Here is a 23717-nt window from a genome sequence, read left to right as displayed (position 1 = left end):
CGGCATGAACGACGTATTGCGCGAACGCTTTGCCGGCATCGACCGGTTGTATGGGGTGGGCACCGTGGACCAGCTGTCGCAGCGCCGGGTGGCGGTGGTCGGCATGGGCGGGGTGGGCTCGTGGGTGGTGGAAGCGCTGGCGCGCACGGCGGTGGGGCACCTGACCCTGATCGACGCCGACGACATCTGCGTGTCCAACACCAACCGCCAGCTGCCGGCGCTGGCCGGGCAGTACGGGCGCAACAAGGCCGAGGCGATGGCCGAGCGCTGCGTGGCGATCAACCCGGACATCAGCGTTGATGCGGTTGCCTCGTTCCTGACCGTGTCGAACATGGTCGAGCTGCTCGACCGCGACTTCGACCTGGTCATCGACGCCTGCGACAGCTTCCGGGTCAAGGTGGAAACCATTGCCTGGTGCCGCCGCCGCAAGCTGCCCATCCTCACCGTGGGCGCGGCCGGTGGTCGTACCGACCCGACCCTGGTGCGCATCCGTGACGTCTCGCGCACCGAGCACGACGCCATGCTGGCCCTGATCCGCAAGAAGCTGCGCAGCGATTTCAACTTCCCGAAGAACGCCTCGCGCTACTTCGGCGTACCGGCGGTGTACTCGCTGGAGAACGTGAAGTACCCGCAGGCCGATGGCAGCGTGTGCGGCGTGCGCCCGCAACTGGGTGCCGATGCCGCGTTGAAGCTGGACTGCGGCGCCGGGCTGGGCGCGGCCACGCATATCACCGGTGCGTTCGCGTTCGCGGCGGTGGGCAAGGCGTTGGAGATGCTGCTGAAGAAAAGGCCGTAGGGACACGCCATGCGTGTCCATCCGGACGATGACGCAGTGCGTGGGACACTCGTGGCGTGTCGCTACGTTAGGCCGAACAGCCTGCGTGCGTTTGCCATGGTCTGCTCTGCAATCGCCTCGACCGGCTCGCCGCGCAACTTCGCGACGGTTTCCGCAATCACCGTCAATCGTGCCGGCTCATTGCGCTCGCCGCGGATGCCGGCGTCCGGCTGGTCCGGCGCATCGGTTTCCAGCAGCAGCTGCTCCAGCGGCAGCTGCGCCACCAGTCGCTGCAGGCGCTGGGCACGGTCATAGGTCAGCGGACCGCCCAAGCCGACCAGGAAACCGAGTTTGTGCAGCTGCGCGGCCTGTTCCGGGCTGCCCGGGAAGCTGTGGATCACGCCACGTAATCCGCCGACCTGTTTGATTGCCGCGATCACCGCATCCACCGCGCGCCGGGCATGCACGATCACCGGCAGGTCGAACTCGCGCGCGATCCGCAACTGCCCGTCGAAGTAAAACTGCTGCCGGTCGGCATCCAGGCCTTCCACGAAGAAATCCAGTCCGCATTCGCCCACCGCACACGGCTGCTCGCGGGCGATCCACTCGCGCAGCTGGTCCAGGTGCTCCGGGCGATGCTGGTCCAGGAACATGGGGTGCAGCCCATATGCCGGATACAGCCCGTCGGCCAGCTGGCAGGTCTCACGCAGCTTGGGCCAGCTGGCGGCGGTCACCGCCGGCACCACCTGTGTTCGAACACCTGCCGCCTGCGCGCGCGCAATCACCTGGGCGCGGTCGTGGTCGAATTCGTCCGCGTCCAGGTGGCAGTGGCTGTCGATCAGGCTCACGCGTCGCGCCGGTCCAGGCGCGGCGGCAGGGTATCGCTGCGGCGCTTCCAGTTGGCCAACAGCAGCGTGCCCAGCCCGAACAGGATTTCATCCACGAACGGAATCGGGTCTGGAATGAACAGCGTTACGGCGAACAGCGCGGCGGTGATCTTGAACAGCGTGGGGTAACGCAGTCCGCGCGCCCATTTCATGACGGGTAGCAGCAGGGGACCGGGCATCGCACTCTCCTCGACAAGTGGTGTAAACGCTATCACGAGCCCTGCGACGACAGAACCTGAATGGGGAGGCGGGTCGTAAGCGTCATGTGGAGATACCGTTCAGGGTTCGCATGCTGGAATCCGCATCAAGAACGTTGCGGATCGCCCGCAGGGAGTCGGATATGAAAAGCACAACTACTACTGTCCTGGTCGCTGCAGGCGCCCTGCTGGTCGGGGGCATCGCCACCGCCGCCTTCATGAAAAGCGGTAGCTCCACCGACCCGGTTACCGCCGCGCAGACCCGCCCGAACCTGGACACCACGCCGCTGGCCGACGATGGTGCGCGCACCGACGAACTCGCCGTGGACAAGGCCGGCCGGCTGGAATACGCCGACGTGGTCAAGGTCGATCCGCTGACCCAGAAAGAAAAGGCCTACGCCACCGTGATCGGCACCGAGCCGGTGCGTGAGACCTCCACCACCCAGACCCCGCACGAGGTCTGCAACGACGTGGTGGTGCAGGAACGCCTGCCCGAACGCGACGGCAATGTCGGCGGCACCGTGGCCGGTGCCGTCATCGGCGGCCTGCTGGGCAACCAGGTGGGCGGCGGCAATGGCCGCAAGGCTGCCACCGCCGCCGGCGCCGTTGCTGGCGGCGTGATCGGCAACCAGGTGGACAAGCGCCACGTCGGTGGCCGCGTGGTCAACCGCACCGAGCGCCAGTGCCACACCGAGACGGCCACCTCCGAATCGACCAAGGTCACCGGCTACAACGTGACCTACCGCAATGAAGACGGCACCACCGGCACCATGCGCATGGCCAGCAAGCCGGGCAACCGCATCGCCATGGGCACTACCAGCAACGTCACCGGCTACAACGTGACCTACCGCTACGACGGCGTTGAAAAGACCGTCAAGATGGCCAACAAGCCCAGCAGCGACCGCCTGCCGGTCGTCGACGGCCAGCTGGTCACCCAGACCGCCGCGCTGGATACCGCCCGCCAGTAATCGGGGCGCTGTGCAGTACATACGAAGAGGCCGGCATCTTGCCGGCCTCTTTCGTTCTGCGAAGATGGCACCCGGCTTACCAACGGGGCACCGCATGAGCATTTTCGACCTGCGCCTGGAAACCGACCGGCTGATCCTGCGCCCGCCGCGCGCGGAGGACTTCGACGCCTTCCTGCAGTTCTGCGCCGATCCGCAGGTGATGCAGCATCTGGGCGGCGTGCAGGCGCCGTCCCAGGCCTGGCGCAGTTTCAGCTGCCTGGCGGGCAGTTGGCACCTGTATGGCTTCTCGATGTTTTCGGTGATCGAGAAAAGCAGCGGCGACTGGGTGGGGCGCATGGGGCCGTGGCAACCGCTGGACTGGCCCGGGACCGAAGTCGGCTGGAGCATCCGCCACGCCAGCTGGGGCAAGGGCTACGCACCGGAAGCGGCGATTGCCGCCATCGACTGGGCGTTCGACACGCTCGGCTGGGACGAGGTGATCCACACCATCGATGCGGCCAATGAGAACTCCAAGTCCGTCGCGCGCAAGCTGGGCAGCACGCTGCTGCGCATGGGCGAGCTGCCGCCGCCGCACGACGGCAAGCCGATCGAGATCTGGGGGCAGTCGCGCCACCAGTGGCGTCGAACGGGGACGGAGGAGGTTAAGTCCACTTAACCACCTCCGTCCCCTTTTTGGGCGATGCTCGGCGGGGTCGTCCGTTCGGCCCAGCTGGAGGGTGTGCATGGTTGCCGTGGTTCCCGATCCGATTCCCGCGCGCATGAAAGGCCTGAACCGGGCCGAGATATGCGACGCCAACTTCATCGAATTCGTGCAGCACTGGGATGGCGCCGCCGCCCCACGCCCCGCCAGCGATGCGCCGATCCTGCCGGGCAGCACGCTGGATGCGCAGGGCTTCGATGCGCTGTTCGAGTCGCAGCTGGTCAGCCGCCACCTGGACCTGATGGCGCGCGTGCTGCGCGTGCAGAACAAGGTCTTTTACACGATCGGTTCGTCCGGCCACGAGGGCAATGCGCTGGTGGCGCGGCTGGCCCGGCACACCGATCCGGCGTTCCTGCATTACCGCTCTGGCGCGTTCATGGCCGAGCGCTTCCGCCAGCTGCCGGGCATGGACCCGGTGATGGACGCGGCGCTGTCCTTCGCTGCCAGCCGCGACGATCCGGCCAGCGGCGGGCGCCACAAGGTCTGGGGCAGCAAACCGCTGTGGGTGCTGCCGCAGACCTCCACCATCGCCTCGCACCTGCCCAAGGCGTTGGGCACTGCGCTGGCCATTGAAACCGCGCGCCGCATCGGCCATGGCCTGCCGATTCCGGACGACAGCGTGGTGATCTGCTCGTTCGGCGATGCCTCGGCCAACCACGCCACCGCGCAGACCGCGTTCAACACCGCCGCCTGGGCCGCTTACCAGCGCCTGCCGGCACCGGTGCTGTTCGTGTGCGAGGACAACGGCATCGGCATTTCGGTGAAAACGCCGGACGGGTGGATTGCCGACAGCTTCAGTCACCGGCCCGGCCTGGACTACTTCTTCGCCGATGGCCTGGACCTGGCCAGCGGCCACGCGCAGGTGAAACGCGCGCTGGAGCATTGCCGCCGCACCCGGCGCCCGACGTTCCTGCACCTGCGCACCACGCGGTTGATGGGCCACGCGGGGACGGATTTCGAGATCGAATGGCGGCCGCTGCCGGAGCTGTGCGCGGCAGAGGCGGCCGATCCCCTGCTGCGCTCGGCGCAGATCGCGTTGGAGTCCGGTTGGATGACGCCCGCCCAGGTGCTGGCGCGTTACGAGGCGATGCGCGCGCGCTGCTTCGCTGCCGCCGACGCGGCCGACCAGCGGCCCAAACTGGGCGAGCTGGCCGAGATCATGGCGCCGCTGGCGCCTTACACCCCCGCTGCCGTGCACGCCGAAGCCCGCCGGGTGCCGGCGGCGGAGGCGCGCGAGGCGGTGTTCGGCGGCGCGGCGCAGTTGCCGGAACGGCAGCCACCGCGGCACCTGGCGATCCAGATCAACCAGGCCCTGCACGACCTGCTGTGCAAGTACCCCTCGTCACTGCTGTTCGGCGAGGACGTCGCACAGAAGGGCGGGGTGTACACGGTCAGCAAGGGGCTGCTGAAAGCCTTTGGCCCGCGCCGGGTGTTCAACACGCTGCTGGATGAAACCATGATCCTGGGCATGGCCCAGGGCCTGGCCAACCTTGGCATGCTGCCGATCCCGGAAATCCAGTACCTGGCCTACCTGCACAACGCCGCCGACCAGCTGCGCGGCGAGGCCTGTTCGCTGCAGTTCTTTTCCAACGACCAGTACCGCAACCCGATGCTGGTGCGCATTGCCGGGCTGGGCTACCAGAAGGGCTTCGGCGGCCACTTCCACAACGACAACTCGATCGCCGCGCTGCGCGACATCCCCGGGCTGGTGGTGGGCTGCGCCTCGCGCGGTGATGACGCGGCAATGATGCTGCGCACGCTGGCGGCGCTGGCCCAGGTCGATGGGCGGGTGGCGGTGTTCCTGGAGCCCATCGCGCTGTACATGACCAAGGATCTGCACGCACCCGGTGATGGCCAGTGGCTGTTCCCATACCCCGCGCCGGACCAGGCGCTGGTGCTGGGCGAGGGGCGGGTATACGCAGCCGAGGCCAACGACCTGGTGATTTTCACCTACGGCAACGGGGTGCCGATGAGCCTGCGTGCGGCGCGCACCATTGAAGCCGAACTGGGCTGGCAGGTGCGGGTGGTCGACCTGCGCTGGCTGGTGCCGCTCAACGCCGGCTTCATTGCCGGGCAGGCTGCCGATGCCCAGCGGGTGCTGGTGGTGGACGAGGGCCGGCACAGCGCGGGGGTGGGCGAGGGCGTGATCACCGCGCTGGTCGAGGCCGGCTTCGGCCACCTGCCGCTGCAGCGGGTGTGCGGGGCCGATACCTACACACCGCTCGCGGGGGCAGCAATGTGCGTGCTTCCAAGCGACAATGCGGTAACAAGCGCCGCGCGGGTGTTGGCGCAGGACCATTGACGCATGTGTGGACTGGCAGGAATGTTGCTGGCCGCCCCGGTACGGGAGCAGGCCGCGTTGGAACAGCAGGCGCGCCGCATGGGCGATGCGCTGGTGCACCGTGGTCCCGATGACAGCGGGGTGTGGGCCGACGCGGCCAGTGGCATCGCGCTGGCGCACCGCCGGCTGAGCATCCTGGACCTGTCGCCGCTGGGCCACCAGCCGATGGCGTCCGACGATGGCCGCTATGTGCTGGCCTACAACGGCGAGGTCTACAACTTCGCCGCGCTGCGGCTGGAGCTGGAGGAGCGCGGCCACGCCTTCCGTGGGCATTCCGACACCGAAGTGCTGCTGGCCGCGTTCGTGGCCTGGGGTCTGGACGAGACCCTGCAGCGTGCCAACGGCATGTTCGCCATCGCCCTGTGGGACCGCGCCGAGCAGTGCCTGTGGCTGGCCCGCGACCGGGTCGGCAAGAAGCCGCTGTACTACGGCTGGGCCGGCGACACGTTGGTGTTCGGCTCGGAACTGAAGGCGCTGTGGCAGCACCCCGCGTTCGACAACGATATCGACCGCGACGCGCTGACCCTGCTGATGCGGTTGGACTACATTCCCGCCCCGCACTGCATTCACGAACGCTGCTTCAAGCTGATGCCGGGCCGGGTGCTGCGCCTGGATGCCGCCGCGGTGGCCGCCGGTGCGGCCGCGCACCGCCCCGACCAGCAGCAGCTGCCGTTCTGGAATGCGCGGGAGCGCATGCAGCAGGCGCTGGCCTCGCCGTTCGTGGGCAGCGACGAGGATGCCGAGAACCAGCTCGATGCCCTGCTGCGCGATGCGGTCGGGCTGCGCATGGTGGCCGACGTGCCAGTGGGCGTGTTCCTCTCTGGCGGTACCGATTCGTCGGTGGTGGCGGCACTGATGCAGTCGCAGTCGTCCACGCCGATCCACAGTTTCAGCATCGGGTTCCAGGGCTCGGACCACGATGAGGCGCCGCTGGCCAAGGCCCTGGCCACCCACCTGGGCACCGACCACACCGAGCTGTATGTCAGCGGCGCCGATGCGCTGGCGGTGGTGCCGACGCTGCCGGCGATGTTCGACGAGCCGTTCGCCGATGCCTCGCAGGTGCCGACCGCGCTGGTGGCACGGCTGGCGCGCAGCGCGGTGACCGTGGCGCTGTCCGGCGACGGCGGCGATGAGCTGTTCTTCGGCTACAGCCGCTACCAGCGCGCGCTGCGCAACTGGACGCTGCTGGGCCGGCTGCCGGCGCCGCTGCGACGCTGGATGGCCGCCCATTCGCAGACCCAGGGCGAAGCCTCGCGCACCGGCGGCCTGGCTGCGCTGCTGGCCGAAACCGGTGCGCGCGGCATCGGCGATGTGTACCGCAACCGCATTTCGCGCTGGCGTGACCCGGTGTCCGCGGTGATCGGCGCGCGCGGCGCGGGCAGCTTCTATGACCTGGCCGACCCGCTGCACGGCGCCGGCTCGCCGGCCGACGCGATGATGCTGGCCGATTTCAGTACGTATCTGCCCGACGACCTGCTGTGCAAGGTGGACCGCACCAGCATGGCGGTCAGCCTGGAGGCGCGGGCGCCGCTGCTGGACTGGCGCGTGGCCGAGTTCGCCTGGTCGCTGCCGCTGTCGATGAAGCAGCGCGATGGGGTGAGCAAGTACATGCTGAAGCGGGTGCTGGGCCGTTACGTGCCGCAGGACATGGTGCACCGGCCCAAGCGCGGTTTTGGTGCGCCGGTCAGCGCATGGCTGAAGGGCGACCTGCGCGGCTGGGCCGATGAACTGCTGGATCCGGCGCGGTTGGCGGCCGAAGGCGTGTTCCATGTGGATGCCATTGTTCCCTTGTGGAAGCAGTTCCAGCAGGGCGAGCGCAAGTGGCATACCCATCTGTGGAACGTGCTGATGTTCCAGGCCTGGCAGGCGCATTGGAAAGAGGCGAGGGCGGCGGTTCCGCGAGCGTGACCGGCACCGCGCCGGACACGCATGGCGTGTCCCTACGCCCGGGGATGGCAGCGTAGCGACACGCCATGCGTGTCCCACGGACGCCTTCACCGTGCGCAACACCTGTCATGCCTACGCTGGTCGTTCCCCCCCGAACGGAGCTCCTTCATGGCAACCCCCACCATCGCCGTGCTGGTCGGCAGCCTGCGCACCGGCTCGCACAACCAGGCCCTGGCCCATGCGCTGGAGAAGCTGGCCGCCGGCAAGGCCAGTTTCGAGTACGTGCAGATCGGCGACCTGCCGCTCTACAACCAGGACTTCGACAAGGATTACCCGGCCGAAGGCCTGCGCCTGAAGGAGCAGATCAAGAAGGCCGATGCGGTGCTGTTCGTTACCCCCGAATACAACCGCTCGGTGCCGGGCGTGCTCAAGAACGCCATCGACATCGGCTCGCGGCCGTACGGCCACAGCGCCTTCGCCGGCAAGCCGGCGGCTGTCATCGGCGCCTCCATCGGCGCCATCGGCACCGCGCTGGCCCAGCAGCACCTGCGCAACATCCTGGCCTACCTGGACATGCCGGTGCTGGGCCAGCCCGAGGCGTTCATTCATTTCAAGGAAGGGCTGATCGACGGGCAGGGAACCATCAGCAACGAGGGCACCCGCGACTTCCTGCAGGGCTTCGTGGACAAGTTCCTGGCCTGGATCGCCACCCACGGCGGTCAGCATTGAACCCGGTGGTTCTGCGATAATGCGCGGCAAGGCGCACGACCCACGGTCGTGCGCTACCCGACAGGGTTGGCATCCGGCCGGTCACGCCGACCTGCAACCGGTAGGGCACGACCATTGGTCGTGCCGTCTGCGCCCGGTACGCACGGCTATCCACCGCTTATCCACAGGGTTGTGCATGGCTGTGGCGGCCGCTCCGTGCCTACCATGTCCCTCGCTCCACTCTGCAGGAAGAACACCCCCTCATGTCCGCCCGCTCCGGCTTCCGTTCCGACCGCAAAGACCGCGGTGACCGCTTTGATCGCGACGAGATGCGCATCGACGCGCTGCGCGTGCCTCCGCATTCGATCGAGGCCGAACAGGCGGTGCTGGGCGGCTTGATGCTGGCCCCGGAAAGCTACGACCGGATCAACGACCAGCTGACCGAAACCGACTTCTACCGGCGCGACCACCAGACCATCTACCGGGCGATCCGCGAGCTGTCCGAGCGCGACCGCCCGTTCGATGCGGTGACCCTGGGCGAGTGGTTCGAATCGCAGGGCAAGATGGAACTGGTCGGCGATGGCGCCTACCTGATTGAACTGGCCAGCACCACGCCGTCGGCGGCCAACATCTCGGCCTATGCCGAGATCGTGCGCGACAAGGCGGTGCTGCGGCAGCTGATCCAGGTCGGCACCGACATCGTCAACGATGGTTTCCAGCCGGAAGGCCGCGAGAGCAGCGAACTGCTGTCGGCGGCGGAAAAATCCGTGTTCGCCATCGCCGAGCAGGGCGCGCGTGGCCGCACCGATTTCGTGGCGATGCCCGGCGCGCTGAAGGACGCCTTCGAAGAGCTGCGCAACCGCTTCGAGAACGGCGGCAACATCACCGGCCTGCCCACCGGCTACGCCGACTTCGACGCGATGACCGCCGGCCTGCAGCCGACCGACCTGATCATCCTGGCCGCGCGACCGGCCATGGGCAAGACCACCTTCGCGCTGAACATCGCCGAGTACGCCGCCATCAAGTCCAAGAAGGGCGTGGCGGTGTTCTCGATGGAAATGTCGGCGTCGCAGCTGGCTATGCGCCTGATCTCATCCAACGGCCGCATCAACGCCCAGCGCCTGCGTACCGGCCAGCTGGAAGACGAGGACTGGAGCCGGGTCACCGGCGCCATCCGCATGCTGAAGGAAACCAAGATCTTCATCGACGACACGCCGGGCGTGTCGCCGGAGATCCTGCGCTCCAAGTGCCGCCGCCTCAAGCGCGAGCATGACCTGGGGTTGATCGTGATCGACTACCTGCAGTTGATGAGCGTGCCGGGCAACAGCGAAAACCGCGCCACCGAAATCTCGGAAATCTCGCGTTCGCTCAAGGGCCTGGCCAAGGAACTGAACGTGCCGGTGATCGCGCTGTCGCAGCTCAACCGCTCGCTGGAAACCCGAACCGACAAACGCCCGGTGATGGCCGACCTTCGCGAATCCGGCGCAATCGAGCAGGACGCGGACATGATCGTGTTCATCTACCGCGACGATTACTACAACAAGGAGAATTCCCCGGACAAGGGGTTGGCCGAGATCATCATCGGCAAGCACCGAGGCGGCCCGACCGGCTCGTGCAAGCTCAAGTTCTTCGGTGAATACACCCGCTTCGACAACCTCTCGCACGATTCGGTGGGGTCGTTCGAATGATGACGGGCGCACGACCAACGGTCGTGCGCTACCGGGGTGGTGCCGGACGGACCCATGCCCGACCGGGTGTGCCGGACGGACCCGGTAGGTACCGACCGTTGGTCGGTACGCGTTTCGTCGGCGGATCCGGGGTTTCGTCGCAAACCGATTGAACCCGGGCGGGCAGGGCGGCAACGTGGTCCTGCCGCGGCAAGGTGCCGCCCTGGAGACCCGTCATGAAGACCCTGTTCGCGCTCGGCGTATGGTGCCTGCTGTTCGTGCTGTGCTGGCCGCTGGCGATCCTGGCCCTGCTGGCCTGGCCGTTCGTATGGTTGCTGAGCCTGCCGTTCCGGCTGGTCGGCGTCACTTTCTCGGCGCTGTTCGCATTCCTGGGTGCACTGCTCATGCTGCCCGCACGCCTGCTGGGTGGCGGCCGCATGGCGACAGCACGGTAGAGCCGACTGTCAGTCGGCCATAGCACGGTAGAGCCGACTGTCAGTCGGCCATAGCACGGTAGAGCCGACTGTCAGTCGGCCATAGCACGGTAGAGCCGACTGTCAGTCGGCTATCGCGCGCAGCGCGATGTTCCGGGATCGCGCCTACGGCAGCCGACTGACAGTCGGCTCTACCTTAGGCAATGCGTCGAGTGGACGGCGTACGCCCACAAAAAACCCCGCCGAGGCGGGGTTTTTCGTTGCATCACCACGGGGCCGGTCAGTTGGCCTTGTGGATCGCGCGCTTGCTCACGGCCATGGCGGCGTCGTGGACGACTTCCGACAGGGACGGGTGGGCGTGGCAGATGCGGGCCAGGTCGTCGGCCGAACCACTGAACTCCATGGTCAGCACGCCTTCGTGGACCAGCTCGGACACGTTCGCGCCGACCAGGTGCATGCCCAGGATGCGGTCGGTCTCGGCGTGGGCCAGGACCTTGACGAAGCCAGCCGGCTCGATCATGGCCACGGCACGGCCGTTGGCGGCGAACGGAAAGCTGCCGGCCTTGTACGGAATGCCTTCGGCCTTCAGCTGCTCTTCGGTCTTGCCTACCCAGGCCAGTTCCGGCTCGGTGTAGATGACCCACGGAATGGTGTCCATGTTGACGTGGCCCGGCAGGCCCGCGATCAGCTCGGCCACTGCGATGCCTTCCTCGAAGCCCTTGTGCGCGAGCATCGGGCCGCGCACGCAGTCGCCGACCGCCCACACGCCATCAACGCCGGTGTGGCAATGGTCGTCCACTTCGATCTGGCCACGCTCGTTGACCTTCACGCCGGTACCTTCGGCCAGCAGGCCCTTGGTCGCGGCGCGGCGGCCGACGGCCACCAGCAGCTTGTCCACCACCAGGCTCTTTTCGCCTTCGGCGTCGGTGTAGGTCAGGGCGACTTCCTTCTTCTTGCCCTTGCCGGTCACTTCCGCCTTGGAAACCTTGGCACCCAGGCGGATGTCCAGGCCCTGCTTCTTGAATTCCTTGGCGGCCACCTTGCCCACTTCGGCATCGGCCGCGGCCAGGAAGGTCGGCAGCGCTTCCAGGATGGTCACTTCGGCGCCGAGGCGCTTCCACACGCTGCCCAGTTCCAGGCCGATCACACCGGCGCCGATCACGGCAAGGCGCGCCGGCACTTCGGTGAAATCCAGGCCGCCGACGTTGTCGACGATGGTCTCGCCGTCGAACTTGGCGAACGGCAGTTCGATCGAATCCGAACCGGCGGCGATGATCACGTTGGTGCCCTTGAGCTCGATAACTTCGCCGTCGTGCTGGGTGACCTTGACCACATTGCCCGGCTGCAGCTCACCGAAACCGTAGTAGGCGGTGACCTTGTTGGCCTTGAACAGCATGGCGATGCCGCCGGTGAACTGCTTGACGATCTTGTCCTTGCGGCCAACCATCGCTTCGACGTCCATCTTGGCATCCTTGAAGCTGATGCCATGGTCGCCAAAGATGTGGCCCATGTTCCAGAACTGGCGCGAGGAGTCCAGCAGCGCCTTGGACGGGATGCAGCCCACGCGCAGGCAGGTACCGCCCAGCGCCGGCTTGCCATCCTTGCCCAGTGCAGCGTCGATGCAGGCGGTCTTCAGACCCAGCTGCGCGGCGCGGATGGCGGCGTGGTAGCCGGCCGGACCGGCACCGATCACGACAACGTCGAATTGTTCAGCCATTGAAAATTCCTTGATGCTTTACCAGAACCCCTCCGCGCAGGCGCGGAGGGGCGGGAGGTCTTACAGGCCGAACAGCATGCGGCCCGGGTTTTCCAGCTGGTTCTTGATGTCCACCAGGAACTGCACCGAATCCTTGCCGTCGATGATGCGGTGGTCGTACGACATCGCCAGGTACATCATCGGCGCGATCACGACCTGGCCGTTCTGGGCGATCGGACGCTCCTTGATGGCGTGCATGCCCAGGATGGCGCTCTGCGGCGGGTTGATGATCGGGGTGGACAGCAGCGAACCGAAGGTGCCGCCGTTGGTCACGGTGAAGGTGCCGCCCTGCAGTTCTTCCAGGCTGAGCTTGCCGTCACGGGCCTTCTTGGCATAGTCGGCAATGGTCTTTTCGATGTCGGCGAACGACATGCGCTCGACGTTGCGCAGCACCGGCGTGACCAGGCCCTTCTCGGTCGAGACCGCGATGGAGATGTCCGAGTAGCCGTGGTAGATGATGTCGTCGCCGTCGATCGAGGCGTTGACCAGCGGGAAGCGCTGCAGCGCGTTGGCGGCGGCCTTCACGAAGAAGCTCATGAAGCCCAGCTTGATGCCGTGCGCCTTGACGAATTCGTCCTGCAGGTCCTTGCGCGCGGCCGACACCTTGGACAGGTCGACTTCGTTGAAGGTGGTCAGCATGGCGGTGGAGTTCTTGGACTCCATCAGGCGTTCGGCGATGCGCTTGCGGATGCGGGTCATCGGCACGCGTTCTTCCGGACGTGCGCCACCGGCCTTGCCGGCGCCGCCGTTGCGGGCGAAGTTGACGATGTCTTCCTTGGTCACCGCACCGCGACGGCCGGTGCCGTCCACATCGGCCGGGTTGACGCCTTCGGTGATCGCGCTGAAGCGCGCGCCCGGGGGCAGGGCATCGGCAGCGGACTTCGACGCCGGGGCCGGCGCGGCAGCAGCGGCCGGAGCAGCGGCAGCGGCCGGCGCAGCAGCGGCCGGCTTGGCTTCAGCAGCAGCCGGAGCCGGGGCAGCCGCCGCGGCACCTTCCTCGATGACCGCCACGACCTGGCTGGAGGTCACGGTGGCACCCACCTCGAACTTGATTTCCTTCAGCACGCCATCAACCGGCGACGGCACTTCCAGCACGACCTTGTCGGTTTCCAGGTCGAGCAGGTTTTCGTCACGCTTGACGGCGTCGCCGACCTTCTTGTGCCAGGTGGCGATGGTGCCGTCGGCGACGGATTCGGGCAGTACCGGGGCTTTGACTTCGGTGGCCATGCGGGGGCTTCCTGGTTTGTCTTTTCTGGAATGAGGGGAAAGTTATTCAGCGACCGCGTCGTTGAACGGGTTGACCAAGGCATCGGCGACCAGCTTCTGCTGTTCGATGATGTGGTCGGCCATGTGACCGGCAGCCGGGGAGGCCGAACGGGCGCGACCGGCGTAGTGCAGGCTCTGGCCATCGGCCAGGCAGAACTGCAGGTGGTGGCGGATCTGGTACCACGCGCCCTGGTTCTGCGGTTCTTCCTGCGTCCACACCACGTCGGTGGCCTTGCCGTACTTCTTCAGTTCGGCCGCCAGCAGCGCGCGCGGGAACGGGTACAGCTGTTCCACGCGGATGATGGCAACGTCGTCCTGGCCACGCTTGGTCTGGTCTTCCAGCAGGTCGTAGTAGACCTTGCCCGAACACAGCACCACGCGCTTGACCTTCTTGGCTTCTGCGCTGGCATCGCCGATCAGGTGCTGGAACTCGCCGTTGGCCAGCTCGTCCAGGGTCGACACGGCCAGCTTGTGGCGCAGCAGCGACTTGGGCGACATCACCACCAGCGGCTTGCGGGTGGTCAGGTGCATCTGGCGGCGCAGCATGTGGAACGCCTGCGCCGGCGTCGACGGCACCACCACCAGCATGTTTTCCAGCGCGCACAGCTGCAGGAAGCGCTCCAGGCGCGCCGAGCTGTGTTCCGGGCCTTGCCCTTCATAACCGTGCGGCAGCAGCAGGGTCAGGCCGGTGATACGGCCCCACTTGGCTTCGCCGGCAGCGATGAACTGGTCGATCACCACCTGGGCGCCGTTGGCGAAATCGCCGAACTGGCCTTCCCAGATGCACAGGGTGTTGGGATCGGTGGTCGAGAACCCGTACTCGTAGGCCATCACCGCTTCTTCGCTTAGCAGCGAATCGATGATGCTGGCCTTCTCCGGCGAATCCACCAGCTGCCGCAGCGGCAGGTAGTAGTTGTCGGTCTTCTGGTCGTGCAGGATCGCGTGGCGGTGGGTGAACGTACCGCGGCCCACGTCCTGGCCGACCAGGCGCAATGCATGGCCTTCGTCGAGCAGGGTGGCGTAGGCCAGGTTCTCGGCAAAGCCCCAGTCGCCCGGGATCTCGCCGGTGGCCATCTTGCGGCGGTCGTCGTACACCTTGGCCACGCGCGAGTGCAGTTCCACTTCGGCCGGCACGGTGTTGATCAGGTCGGCCAGTTGCTTCAGCTTCGCCGGGTCCACCTTGGTGGAGACCGGGTCGGACAGCTTGCCTTCCAGCAGCTTGGGCCAATCCACGAACAGCGCGCTGCTCGGCGGGGTCTTTTCGACCTTGGCCAGTTCGGTGGTGACTTCGCCGGCGTCCAGCTTCTCGCGGTAGGCATCGACCATCGCCTTGCCGGCACCGGCGGCGATCACGCCCGCCTGTTCCAGCTGCGCGGCGTAGAGCTCGCGGGTGGTCTGGTGCTTGCGGATCACCTGGTACATCAGCGGCTGGGTGATCGCCGGTTCGTCGGCCTCGTTGTGGCCCCAACGGCGGTAGCACATCAGGTCGATGACCACGTCCTTGGCGAACTTCTGGCGGAACTCGAAGGCCAGCCTGGCGGCGAACACCACCGCTTCCGGATCGTCACCGTTCACGTGCAGCACCGGGGCGGCGATCATCTTGGCCACGTCGGTGGCGTAACGGGTCGAGCGGGTGTCTTCCGGGTTCGACGTGGTGAAGCCAACCTGGTTGTTCACCACGATGTGCACGGTGCCACCGACGGCAAAGCCGCGGGCCTGCGACATCTGGAACAGTTCCATCACCACGCCCTGGCCGGAGAAGGCCGCGTCGCCGTGGATCAGGATCGGCATGACCTGCTTGCGGGCGGTGTCCTTGCGGCGCTCCTGGCGCGAACGCACGGAACCGGCCACGACCGGGTCGGCGATTTCCAGGTGCGACGGGTTGAACGCCAGCGCCAGGTGGACCGGGCCACCGTCGGTGGCCACGTCGGCCGAGAAGCCCATGTGGTACTTCACGTCGCCGGCCGAGGCGTGCTCGTCGTGCTCGAACTTGCCTTCGAACTCGTCGAACAGCTTGCGCGGGTTCTTGCCCAGGGTGTTGACCAGCACGTTGAGGCGGCCGCGGTGGGCCATGCCGATCACCACGTCCTTGACGCCATCCTTGCCGGCGTCACGGATGATGGTGTCCATCATCGGGATCAGCGAATCGCCGCCTTCCAGCGAGAAGCGCTTCTGGCCGACGTATTTGGTGTGCAGGTAGCGTTCCAGGCCTTCGGCAGCGGTCAGGCGCTCCAGCGTGCGGCGCTGGGTGTCAGCGTCCAGGCTGTAGTTGCCACCGGCCAGTTCCAGGCGCTGGTAGATCCACTGGCGCTGCTCGACCTCGGAGATGTGCATGAATTCCGCACCGATCGAGCCGGTGTAGGTCTTCTTCAGGCGCTCCAGCAGGTCGCGCAGCTTCATGCGCGGTTGGCCACCGACGCCGCCGGTGCTGAACTCGGCGTTGAGGTCACCCTCGGACAGGCTGTGGAACGGCAGGCCAAGGTCCGGCGAGTTGACGGCCTGGGCCAGGCCCAGCGGGTCCAGGCGGGCGTCCAGGTGGCCGCGCGACCGGTACGCCGTGATCAGGCGACCGACATTGCGCTCGCGCTCGTCGCTGGCACCGGAGTTGCCGCCGCCCTTGACGGCGTTTTTGGCGGCATCGGCGATATGGGCGATGACGGCCGAATGCGGAATGTCACCGGCTTCGCGGCCCTTGAAGCCGTCGAAGTAGGTCTTCCATTTGGGATCGACACTGTCCGGAGAAACGAGGTACTGCTCGTACAGATCCTCGATATAGGAGGCGTTGCCGCCGGCGAGCTGCGAAGACTGCGCAAACTGCTTCAGTAGATTGTCCACGATGGAGGGTCGGATTCGCTTGTGGGGTAAGGCTTCGATGATCCGGCAGGGAAAATGAATAGCCCTGCACGGGCGGTATCTAACGGTCCAAATTGTACCCCCATCGAGACAGGAAGGGGCACCGGAACGGCCTGTGGCGGGGCCGTGGTGTCATTCCCAGACAGGTTCAGGACCCGGAACGGGACTAGAAGCCGAGCGCGCGCAGCTCGCTGCAATCGCGCGAACGTTCCCATACGCGCTGCAAACCGTCCTGCAACGGCCGCGAACGTGCGGGCATGGCGAGCCCGGCTTCACCGTCGTAACGGAGCCCACTCAGACGAAAGTAGTAGTCGCCGGCATCGTTGAGCAGGCAGGCGGAGGCGAGGGCGCGGTCGATCGGGTCGGTCACCTGGCGCACCCGGAACACGGTGGGCAGGCGCTGGACCAGGCCCAGCAGGGGTGAGCCGGCCTGGGCGATGGCGGCCGCGTCGTGGACGATCAGCCGGACCTGCTTGTCGTGGCGGGCGGTGGCGAAGCGGCGCAGGGCCTCCAGCACCGGCGGTGCATCGAGCAGGCCGGGGTCGAGCACGCGGCTGTGCAGCCACAGCTGGCGGCGGGCGCGCTCGACCACGGCGGTGGTGATGGCCACCGCCTCGTCGGCGTTGTCGATGGCGACCGCGCCGCCCGGCAGGCGGCGCAGGTGCGGGTCGGCGCTGCCGGGCCCGCTCATGTCAGGAGCCGGCGCCGCCGTCGGGGGTGCCGACGGCCTGGTCGTCGTCGCTGTCGTCGGTGTCGTCGAAATCGACGATCACTTCGACGCCATCGTCGTGGATGGTCACTTCGTGCACGTTGGCTTCGACGTCTTCATCCTCGAGGACCTCGACGGTTTCGGTGGCGTCGATGATTTCGTATTCGCCCACCGCGTCCTCTTCGTACTCGTCTTCGTCGTCGAACGCGTCGCCGTCGAGCAGCTGGTAGTAGCCACCGGCCACCAGCGCGTGCAGGGCGTCGCGGCCCTTGGCCGAGAGCTTCTGGTACAGGGCACCACCGATCTGTTCGGCGGCGGCCAGGGCTTGGGCATCCTTCACCGGCAGGGCGAATTCAAGGCCGCTGCAGTACAGGCTGGCACCCCGCTTGGCCCGGCGCCAGGCCAGGCGGGCCCACGGGTGGCGGCCGAGCTCGATGCCTGCGGCCAAGGCGGCCTCGATGTCTTCGCGCGGCAGCGGTTCGCCGGAGGCGACCACGTCACCGGCGGCGCGGTAGGTGGTGATGAAGCGGCCGAACCAGTCGCCGAGGCGGTCGGGGTCGTTCATGCGGATGGCGTTGAGGGCCTGGACCACGCGGCCCATGGCCACGGCGTCGATTTCGTTGGGGTCTTCGGGCACCTTCAGGTCCGGGTCCTGGTAACGGATGGCCTCGTCGGCATCCATGATCAGGGTGTCCAGGTAGTCGCTGATGAGCTCGGCGGAGGCGGGCGCGCGCATGCCGAAGGAGAAGGTCAGGCAGGGGTCTTCGGCCACGCCGTTGTGGGGGACGTTGGGCGGCAGGTACAGCATGTCGCCGGGCTCGAGCACCCAGTCGTGGGTGGGCTTGAAGCGGCGCAGCAGCTTGAGTTCGACGTCGGTGCGGAACTCCAGCGGGGGGCGCTTGCCCTTGGTGGATTCGCTGGCGTCGATCTGCCAGCGGCGGTGGCCATGGGCCTGCAGCAGGAACACGTCGTACTGGTCGACGTGGGCGCCGACCGAGCCGCCGGTGGCGGCGAAGCTGATCATCACATCGTCCATGCGCCAGCGCGGCAGGAAGTCGAAGTGGCTGATCAGGGCGCGGACATCCGGGTCCCATTTGTCCACGTCCTGGACCAGCAGGGTCCAGTCGTGGTCGGGCATGCCGGGGAATTCTTCTTCCTGGAACGGGCCGGTGCGCACGGACCAGCCGTCGGTGGCGCGGTCGTGGCTGATCAGGCGGGCGAGGGCGGTCTCCTCGCAGGCCAGGCCCGCCAGGTCTTCGGGCTGGAGCGGGGTTTCAAAATCGGGGAAGGCGCCGCGGATCAGCAGCGGGCGCTTCTGCCAGTAGTCGCGCAGGAACGTCGCGGCGGGCATGCCCAGCGGCAGGCCGGGGCGGGCCTGGACTTCGATGACGGGGGTTTTGGTCTTGCGGACGGCCATGGGGGAATCCTTGAAGCGTGTAGACGGAATGCGATTGGCGCAGCAGACGAAGCGCGCGCTCGTCCCGCCATTGTCCGCTGGTTGAACAGGATCTGCACCTGCGCCGCACTGTCGCGCGTGTCCCGGTAGCGCCGACCGTTGGTCGGCCCACGCGGCGCCAAATGAAAACGGGGCACCGGAAATTCCGGCGCCCCGTCCGGGGTCACTACCTGATCAACGCGATCAGATCGCCTTGGCCAGATCGGCGGCCAGGCCGATATACCCACCCGGGGTCAGCTCGCGCAGGCCCTGCTTGGCGTCTTCCGGCAGGTCCAGCGATTCCACGAACGCCTTCATTGATTCGGCGGTGATGCCCTGGCCACGGGTCAGGGCCTTGAGCTGTTCGTAGGGGTTGGGCAGGCCATGGCGGCGCATCACCGTCTGCACGGCTTCGGCCAGCACTTCCCACGCGGCATCCAGGTCGGCGTTGAGGCGTTCGGGGTTCACGGTCAACTTGCCCAGGCCCTTGGCCAGCGAGTCCAGGGCGACCTGGCTGTGGCCGAAGGCGGTGCCCACCGCGCGCAGCACGGTGGAATCGGTGAGGTCGCGCTGCCAGCGGCTGATCGGCAGCTTGGCGCTGAAATGCTCGAACAGGGCGTTGGCGATGCCGAAGTTGCCTTCGGCGTTTTCGAAGTCGATCGGGTTGACCTTGTGCGGCATGGTCGACGAGCCGACTTCGCCTTCCTTGAGCTTCTGCTTGAAGTAGCCCAGCGAGATGTACCCCCAGATGTCGCGGGCCAGGTCGATCAGGATGATGTTGGCGCGGCGGGCGGCGTCGCCGATCTCCGCGATGTTGTCGTGCGGCTCGATCTGGGTGGTGTAGGGGTTGAACACCAGGCCCAGGCTTTCGACGAAGCGCTTGGCGAAGGCCGGCCAGTCCACGTCCGGGTAGGCGATGGCGTGGGCGTTGTAGTTGCCCACCGCGCCATTGATCTTGCCGGTCAGCTCGACCGCGGCGATCTGGCGGCGCTGGCGCTCCAGGCGGGCGACCACGTTGGCCACTTCCTTGCCCAGGGTGGTGGGCGAGGCGGTCTGGCCGTGGGTGCGCGACAGCATCGGCTGTTCGGCCTGGGCATGGGCCAGGGCGCGCAGGCGGGCGGCGATGTCGTCCAGCGACGGCAGCAGCACGGTGCGGCGGGCTTCTTCCAGCATCAGGCCGTAGCTGAGGTTGTTGATGTCTTCGCTGGTGCAGGCGAAATGCACGAACTCCAGGGCCGGGGCCAGCTCGGCGTCATCCTTGAGCTGTTCCTTGATGAAGTACTCCACGGCCTTGACGTCGTGGTTGGTGGTGCGCTCGATTTCCTTCACCCGTGCGGCGTGGGCCGGGGCGAACCCGTCGGCCAGGGCGCGCAGGCGCGCGGCGGCGGCGGCCGGGAACGGTGCCAGCTCGGCGATGCCCGGTTCGTTGGCCAGGGCCAGCAGCCACTCCACTTCGACCTTCACGCGGGCCTTGATCAGGCCGTATTCGGAGAAGATCGGGCGCAGGGCGTCGACCTTGCCGGCATAGCGGCCATCAAGCGGGGACAGGGCGAGCAGGGCGAATTCGGACATGGCGGGCGCAGGCAATGACGGCGGGGGCCGTCATTCTACGCTGCCCCGGGGTCCTCGTCGGCCTCTTCGGGCGCCAGCCGTACGGTGACGGCCTGGATCCTGTGGCCGGCCATGCGCTTGACGGTGAACAGCTGGCCGTCGATGCGCACTTCCTCGCCTTCTTGGGGCAGGCGCTGCAGCTGGTGCGCGATCAGCCCGCCGACCGAATTGAGGTGTTCGGGCGCGGCCAGGTCGCGGCCCAGCAGGCGTTCCAGGCGGAAGATGGAGGTGGAGCCGGCCACCAGCAGGGTGCCGTCGGCGCCGCGGGTGGGGGCATCCTTGACCACGTGCGGGTGCTCGTCCTCGATATCGCCGACCACCACTTCCAGCAGGTCTTCCAAGGTGAAGTAGCCCAGGATGCGTCCGTGTTCCTCCACGCACAGGGCCATGTGCGTGGTGCCGGTGCGGAAGCGCTCAAGCACGGCGGTGACCGGGGTTTCCAACGCGATCAGGTTGGCCGGGCGCAGCAGGGCGCGCAGGTCGTCGGTGGGCTGGCCGCGGGCGATCTCCACCAGCAGGTCCTTCATGTGCAGGATGCCCAGCACTTCCTCGCCATCGCTGTCGAACCACGGGTAGCGGCTGTAGCGGCTTTCGGCGAATTCGGCCATCACCCCGGCCAGGTCCATGCCCTGGCGGAACACGCGCATGTGTTCGCGCGGGCGCATCAGGTCGCCGGCCACCAGTTCGGGCAGCTCCAGCGCGTGGCTCATCAGGGTCAGGTCCTGGTCCGGTGCGCCGGCGCCGGGCTGCTGGCGGGCGACGATGAGCTTGAGCTCTTCGCGGGAGTAGCGGTGCGAGGTGTGCTCGACATCGCCCCAGCCGGCCAGCCGCAGCAGCGCGTTGGCGCTGTGGTTGAGCAGCCAGATGGCCGGGAACATGGCCCAGTAGAACAGGTACAGCGGCGCGGCGGTCCACAGCGACATGGCTTCGGGACGGCGGATGGCCATGGACTTCGGCGCCAGTTCGCCCAGCACGATGTGCAGGAACGAGATCAGGCTGAAGGCGATGATGAAGGCGGTCAGGCGTGCGCCTTCCGGCCCCATGCCGAGCGCATCGAACAGCGGCTGCAGCAGGTGCGCGAACGCGGGCTCACCGACCCAGCCCAGGCCCAGCGAGGACAGGGTGATGCCGAGCTGGCAGGCCGAGAGGTAGGCATCCAGGTGCGAATGCACGTTGAGCAGCAGGCGGCCGCGCCAGCCGTGCCTGGCAGCCAGGCCGACGGCCTGGGTGTGGCGCAGTTTGACCAGGGCGAACTCGGCGGCCACGAAGAAGCCGTTGAGCACTACGAGGAACAGGGCGAGCAACAGGAGCAGCAGGTTGCCGACGATCATGGCCGACCCCGGCGCAGCGCGCAGCAGGTGACGGCGGGGAAGAAACAGGTAGGCCACGACCGTTGGTCGTGGCACGCACTACAGTGGGGGTCGTCGCCCATGGGAAGCGGGATACTGTCTGAATGAACACGAATTCCGAGTCTAGCCGATGCGGACTGCGGTTGGGATTCATTCCCGCTTGGGAGTATCGTGACCGCAGCCGCCAGCCAGGGAATGAAGGCCCGTTGCCAGCCGCCGTTCCCTTTCCCAACTGAAAGAATCGCGGAGTGATGCAATGAGCAAGGGTTTCAGGACCGAGCACGACAGCATGGGCGAACTGCAGGTGCCTGCAGATGCGCTGTGGGGCGCGCAGACGCAGCGCGCGGTGGACAACTTCCCGGTCTCGGGCCAACGCATGCCGCGCGGTTTCATCCGCGCGCTGGGCCTGGTGAAGGGCGCCGCAGCGGCGGTCAACGCCGAGCTGGGCCACCTGCCGAAGAACATCGGCAAGGCCATTGAAAGCGCGGCCGACGAAGTGGCCGAGGGCCGCCACGATGCGCACTTCCCGATCGACATCTACCAGACCGGGTCGGGCACCTCGTCGAACATGAATGCCAACGAGGTCATTGCCACGCTGGCCAACCGCGCGGGCAAGGCGGGCAAGACCACGGTGCATCCGAACGACCACGTCAACCAGGGCCAGAGCTCGAACGATGTGATCCCGACGGCGTTGCGGGTATCGGCGCTGCTGGGCGTACAGGAGCAGCTGCTGCCGGCGCTGGTGCACCTGCGCAAGACCATCGACAAGCGGGGCCGCGCGCTGCGCAAGGTGGTCAAGACCGGTCGCACGCACCTGATGGATGCGATGCCGCTGACGTTTGAACAGGAATTCGGTGCCTGGTCGGCGCAGCTGTCGTCGGCGCAGGAGCGCCTGGAAGACAGCCTGAAGCGGCTGCGCCGGCTGCCGCTGGGTGGCACGGCGATCGGCACGGGCATCAATGCGGACCCGCGCTTCGGCGAGCGGGTGGCCAAGCGCCTGAAGCAACAGACCGGGGTGCGCTTTGACAGCGCGGAAAACAAGTTCGAGGGCCTGGCGGCGCAGGACGATGCGGTGGAGCTGTCGGGCCAGCTCAATGCGCTGGCGGTGGCGCTGATCAAGATCGCCAACGACCTGCGCTGGATGAATGCCGGTCCGCTGGCGGGCCTGGGCGAGATCGAGCTGCCGGCGCTGCAGCCGGGCAGCTCGATCATGCCGGGCAAGGTCAATCCGGTGATTCCGGAGGCGACGGTGATGGTGTGCGCGCAGGTGATCGGGCACCACACGGCGATCACGGTGGCGGGGCAGACGGGCAACTTCCAGTTGAACGTGACGCTGCCGCTGATCGCGGCGAACCTGCTGGATGGCATCGGCCTGCTCTCCAACATCTCGCGGCTGCTGGCCGACACGGCCATCGCCGGGCTGAAAGTGCGCGAAGACCGCGTACGCGAGGCGCTGGGCCGCAACCCGATCCTGGTGACGGCGCTGAACCCGATCATCGGGTACGAAAAAGCAGCCGCCATCGCCAAGCGTGCCTACAAGGAGCAGCGCCCGGTCTTGGACGTGGCCAAGGAAGACAGTGGTTTGTCCGAAGCCGAACTGCGGCGGTTGCTGGATCCGGCGGCGCTGACGGCTGGCGGCATTCATGCCGGTGGTGGTGGTGGCGGTGGTTAAGCGCTAACAGCCAACAGCAAACAGCCAACAGCAGCGTTTCCATCTCTGAGAGCGGGGCGGCCGTCGGGCAGCCCCCTACGGGACACGCCGTAAACCGCCCTCCGGGCCCCGGCCCAGCCGCCAGCGGCTGTGCGTTCAGTCGCACGCGAGGCAGTGCCTCGCAAGCAGTGCGCCTTCACCCATGGGGGCTTGGCAAAAACATCCATGTTTTTGACAGTCCCTACGGGGGCTGCCCGCCGGCCGCCCCAGACAGGTGGTCGCCGGCGGATGGGAGAAGCAGCCACGCATGGCGTGGCTCTACGCGGTCGCGCTGATTTCGCGGGGGCGGGGTAGGGTCGGTTCCCAAACGACCGCACGGAACGCCACCACGTTCGATGACGCATGAAAACAATCGGCGTTGCCGTTGCCGTTGCCGTTGATCTCCGTTGCGCACCAGCCACCTGTCTGAGGGTCGGCGGGTGCGGGGGTACGGGGGCTTTGCGAAACATGGATGTTTCGCAAG

General features: G+C 67.1%; 19 protein-coding genes. 9 read left to right on the top strand and 10 right to left on the bottom strand.

Features of this window, described 5'->3' with window-relative positions:
* Positions 1 to 4 precede the first annotated feature (4 nt).
* The gene (locus AC06E7_RS18235; protein ID WP_210130602.1) at positions 5 to 796 is read left to right on the top strand and encodes a tRNA threonylcarbamoyladenosine dehydratase; all 792 of its coding nucleotides are present in this window, start codon (positions 5 to 7) and stop codon (positions 794 to 796) included.
* Between the two features lie 62 nt (positions 797 to 858).
* Here the strand turns inward: AC06E7_RS18235 and AC06E7_RS18230 are convergent, their stop codons facing one another.
* Complete coding sequence (locus AC06E7_RS18230; RefSeq protein ID WP_478065540.1) at positions 859 to 1623, bottom strand: TatD family hydrolase; 765 nt, start codon at positions 1621 to 1623, stop codon at positions 859 to 861.
* Complete coding sequence (locus AC06E7_RS18225; RefSeq protein WP_068853007.1) at positions 1620 to 1841, bottom strand: DUF6116 family protein; 222 nt, start codon at positions 1839 to 1841, stop codon at positions 1620 to 1622. The genes AC06E7_RS18230 and AC06E7_RS18225 overlap by 4 nt, the downstream gene beginning before the upstream one ends.
* Before the next feature lie 161 nt (positions 1842 to 2002).
* Between AC06E7_RS18225 and AC06E7_RS18220 the strand changes: the two genes are divergently transcribed.
* From AC06E7_RS18220 to AC06E7_RS18190, 7 genes are all read left to right on the top strand, one after another.
* A complete protein-coding gene (locus tag AC06E7_RS18220) occupies positions 2003 to 2827 on the top strand; it encodes a glycine zipper 2TM domain-containing protein (RefSeq protein ID WP_095362765.1) in 825 nt (274 codons plus the stop codon).
* A 94-nt stretch (positions 2828 to 2921) separates the two neighbouring features.
* On the top strand, positions 2922 to 3482 hold the full coding sequence (locus AC06E7_RS18215) for a GNAT family N-acetyltransferase (RefSeq protein WP_478065539.1): 561 nt from the start codon (positions 2922 to 2924) through the stop codon (positions 3480 to 3482).
* 67 nt (positions 3483 to 3549) lie between these two features.
* Complete coding sequence (locus AC06E7_RS18210) at positions 3550 to 5829, top strand: thiamine pyrophosphate-dependent enzyme (RefSeq protein WP_478065538.1); 2280 nt, start codon at positions 3550 to 3552, stop codon at positions 5827 to 5829.
* 3 nt (positions 5830 to 5832) lie between these two features.
* Positions 5833 to 7776, top strand: coding sequence for an asparagine synthase (glutamine-hydrolyzing) (gene asnB, locus AC06E7_RS18205; protein ID WP_478065537.1), 1944 nt, complete (start codon positions 5833 to 5835; stop codon positions 7774 to 7776).
* Between the two features lie 147 nt (positions 7777 to 7923).
* Positions 7924 to 8484 (top strand): NADPH-dependent FMN reductase, encoded by a 561-nt coding sequence (locus tag AC06E7_RS18200; protein WP_093532523.1) that lies wholly within the window; start codon positions 7924 to 7926, stop codon positions 8482 to 8484.
* A 242-nt stretch (positions 8485 to 8726) separates the two neighbouring features.
* Complete coding sequence (locus AC06E7_RS18195) at positions 8727 to 10151, top strand: replicative DNA helicase (RefSeq protein WP_068852994.1); 1425 nt, start codon at positions 8727 to 8729, stop codon at positions 10149 to 10151.
* A gap of 215 nt (positions 10152 to 10366) precedes the next feature.
* Positions 10367 to 10585 carry a hypothetical protein gene (locus tag AC06E7_RS18190; protein WP_068854698.1) on the top strand — a complete coding sequence of 73 codons (219 nt, stop codon included), beginning with the start codon at positions 10367 to 10369 and terminating at the stop codon, positions 10583 to 10585.
* 259 nt (positions 10586 to 10844) lie between these two features.
* Here AC06E7_RS18190 and lpdA read toward each other — a convergent pair whose 3' ends face one another.
* The 7 genes from lpdA to AC06E7_RS18155 all read right to left on the bottom strand — a co-directional run bounded on the left by lpdA (position 10845) and on the right by AC06E7_RS18155 (position 21525).
* Positions 10845 to 12281, bottom strand: a complete 1437-nt coding sequence (gene lpdA, locus AC06E7_RS18185; RefSeq protein WP_478065535.1) for a dihydrolipoyl dehydrogenase — start codon at positions 12279 to 12281, stop codon at positions 10845 to 10847.
* A gap of 60 nt (positions 12282 to 12341) precedes the next feature.
* A complete protein-coding gene (gene sucB, locus AC06E7_RS18180; RefSeq protein ID WP_320457255.1) occupies positions 12342 to 13547 on the bottom strand; it encodes a dihydrolipoyllysine-residue succinyltransferase in 1206 nt (401 codons plus the stop codon).
* Between the two features lie 42 nt (positions 13548 to 13589).
* Positions 13590 to 16421, bottom strand: a complete 2832-nt coding sequence (locus AC06E7_RS18175; protein ID WP_478065533.1) for a 2-oxoglutarate dehydrogenase E1 component — start codon at positions 16419 to 16421, stop codon at positions 13590 to 13592.
* Positions 16422 to 16605: 184 nt separating this feature from the next.
* Positions 16606 to 17130, bottom strand: a complete 525-nt coding sequence (locus AC06E7_RS18170) for a DUF7931 domain-containing protein (RefSeq protein ID WP_245356559.1) — start codon at positions 17128 to 17130, stop codon at positions 16606 to 16608.
* Position 17131: 1 nt separating this feature from the next.
* On the bottom strand, positions 17132 to 18565 hold the full coding sequence (locus AC06E7_RS18165) for a ribosomal protein uL16 3-hydroxylase (protein WP_478065531.1): 1434 nt from the start codon (positions 18563 to 18565) through the stop codon (positions 17132 to 17134).
* 222 nt (positions 18566 to 18787) lie between these two features.
* A complete protein-coding gene (purB, locus tag AC06E7_RS18160; RefSeq protein WP_068852978.1) occupies positions 18788 to 20155 on the bottom strand; it encodes an adenylosuccinate lyase in 1368 nt (455 codons plus the stop codon).
* Positions 20156 to 20190: 35 nt separating this feature from the next.
* On the bottom strand, positions 20191 to 21525 hold the full coding sequence (locus AC06E7_RS18155; RefSeq protein ID WP_478065570.1) for a hemolysin family protein: 1335 nt from the start codon (positions 21523 to 21525) through the stop codon (positions 20191 to 20193).
* A 274-nt stretch (positions 21526 to 21799) separates the two neighbouring features.
* Between AC06E7_RS18155 and AC06E7_RS18150 the strand changes: the two genes are divergently transcribed.
* Positions 21800 to 23215 (top strand): class II fumarate hydratase, encoded by a 1416-nt coding sequence (locus tag AC06E7_RS18150; RefSeq protein ID WP_068852975.1) that lies wholly within the window; start codon positions 21800 to 21802, stop codon positions 23213 to 23215.
* Positions 23216 to 23512: 297 nt separating this feature from the next.
* On the opposite strand, the gene AC06E7_RS18145 is transcribed toward AC06E7_RS18150, so the two are convergent.
* Positions 23513 to 23717: hypothetical protein (locus AC06E7_RS18145; RefSeq protein ID WP_478065529.1), on the bottom strand; the 205-nt coding region annotated here is incomplete at its 5' end.

The organism is Stenotrophomonas sp. Steno-Z4 (assembly GCF_056393145.1).
This window is presented reverse-complemented; position numbering and strand designations above follow the sequence as displayed.

Bases quoted from the DNA above. Each gene is read 5' to 3' on its own strand.
- purB (WP_068852978.1), bottom strand. From the start codon at position 20,155: ATGTCCGAATTCGCCCTGCTCGCCCTGTCCCCGCTTGATGGCCGCTAT.
- AC06E7_RS18225 (WP_068853007.1), bottom strand. From the start codon at position 1,841: ATGCCCGGTCCCCTGCTGCTACCCGTCATGAAATGGGCGCGCGGACTG.
- AC06E7_RS18215 (WP_478065539.1), top strand. From the start codon at position 2,922: ATGAGCATTTTCGACCTGCGCCTGGAAACCGACCGGCTGATCCTGCGC.
- AC06E7_RS18165 (WP_478065531.1), bottom strand. From the start codon at position 18,565: ATGGCCGTCCGCAAGACCAAAACCCCCGTCATCGAAGTCCAGGCCCGC.
- AC06E7_RS18150 (WP_068852975.1), top strand. From the start codon at position 21,800: ATGAGCAAGGGTTTCAGGACCGAGCACGACAGCATGGGCGAACTGCAG.
- asnB (WP_478065537.1), top strand. From the start codon at position 5,833: ATGTGTGGACTGGCAGGAATGTTGCTGGCCGCCCCGGTACGGGAGCAG.
- AC06E7_RS18190 (WP_068854698.1), top strand. From the start codon at position 10,367: ATGAAGACCCTGTTCGCGCTCGGCGTATGGTGCCTGCTGTTCGTGCTG.
- AC06E7_RS18235 (WP_210130602.1), top strand. From the start codon at position 5: ATGAACGACGTATTGCGCGAACGCTTTGCCGGCATCGACCGGTTGTAT.
- AC06E7_RS18210 (WP_478065538.1), top strand. From the start codon at position 3,550: ATGGTTGCCGTGGTTCCCGATCCGATTCCCGCGCGCATGAAAGGCCTG.
- AC06E7_RS18155 (WP_478065570.1), bottom strand. From the start codon at position 21,525: ATGATCGTCGGCAACCTGCTGCTCCTGTTGCTCGCCCTGTTCCTCGTA.
- lpdA (WP_478065535.1), bottom strand. From the start codon at position 12,281: ATGGCTGAACAATTCGACGTTGTCGTGATCGGTGCCGGTCCGGCCGGC.
- AC06E7_RS18200 (WP_093532523.1), top strand. From the start codon at position 7,924: ATGGCAACCCCCACCATCGCCGTGCTGGTCGGCAGCCTGCGCACCGGC.
- AC06E7_RS18195 (WP_068852994.1), top strand. From the start codon at position 8,727: ATGTCCGCCCGCTCCGGCTTCCGTTCCGACCGCAAAGACCGCGGTGAC.
- sucB (WP_320457255.1), bottom strand. From the start codon at position 13,547: ATGGCCACCGAAGTCAAAGCCCCGGTACTGCCCGAATCCGTCGCCGAC.
- AC06E7_RS18170 (WP_245356559.1), bottom strand. From the start codon at position 17,130: ATGAGCGGGCCCGGCAGCGCCGACCCGCACCTGCGCCGCCTGCCGGGC.
- AC06E7_RS18220 (WP_095362765.1), top strand. From the start codon at position 2,003: ATGAAAAGCACAACTACTACTGTCCTGGTCGCTGCAGGCGCCCTGCTG.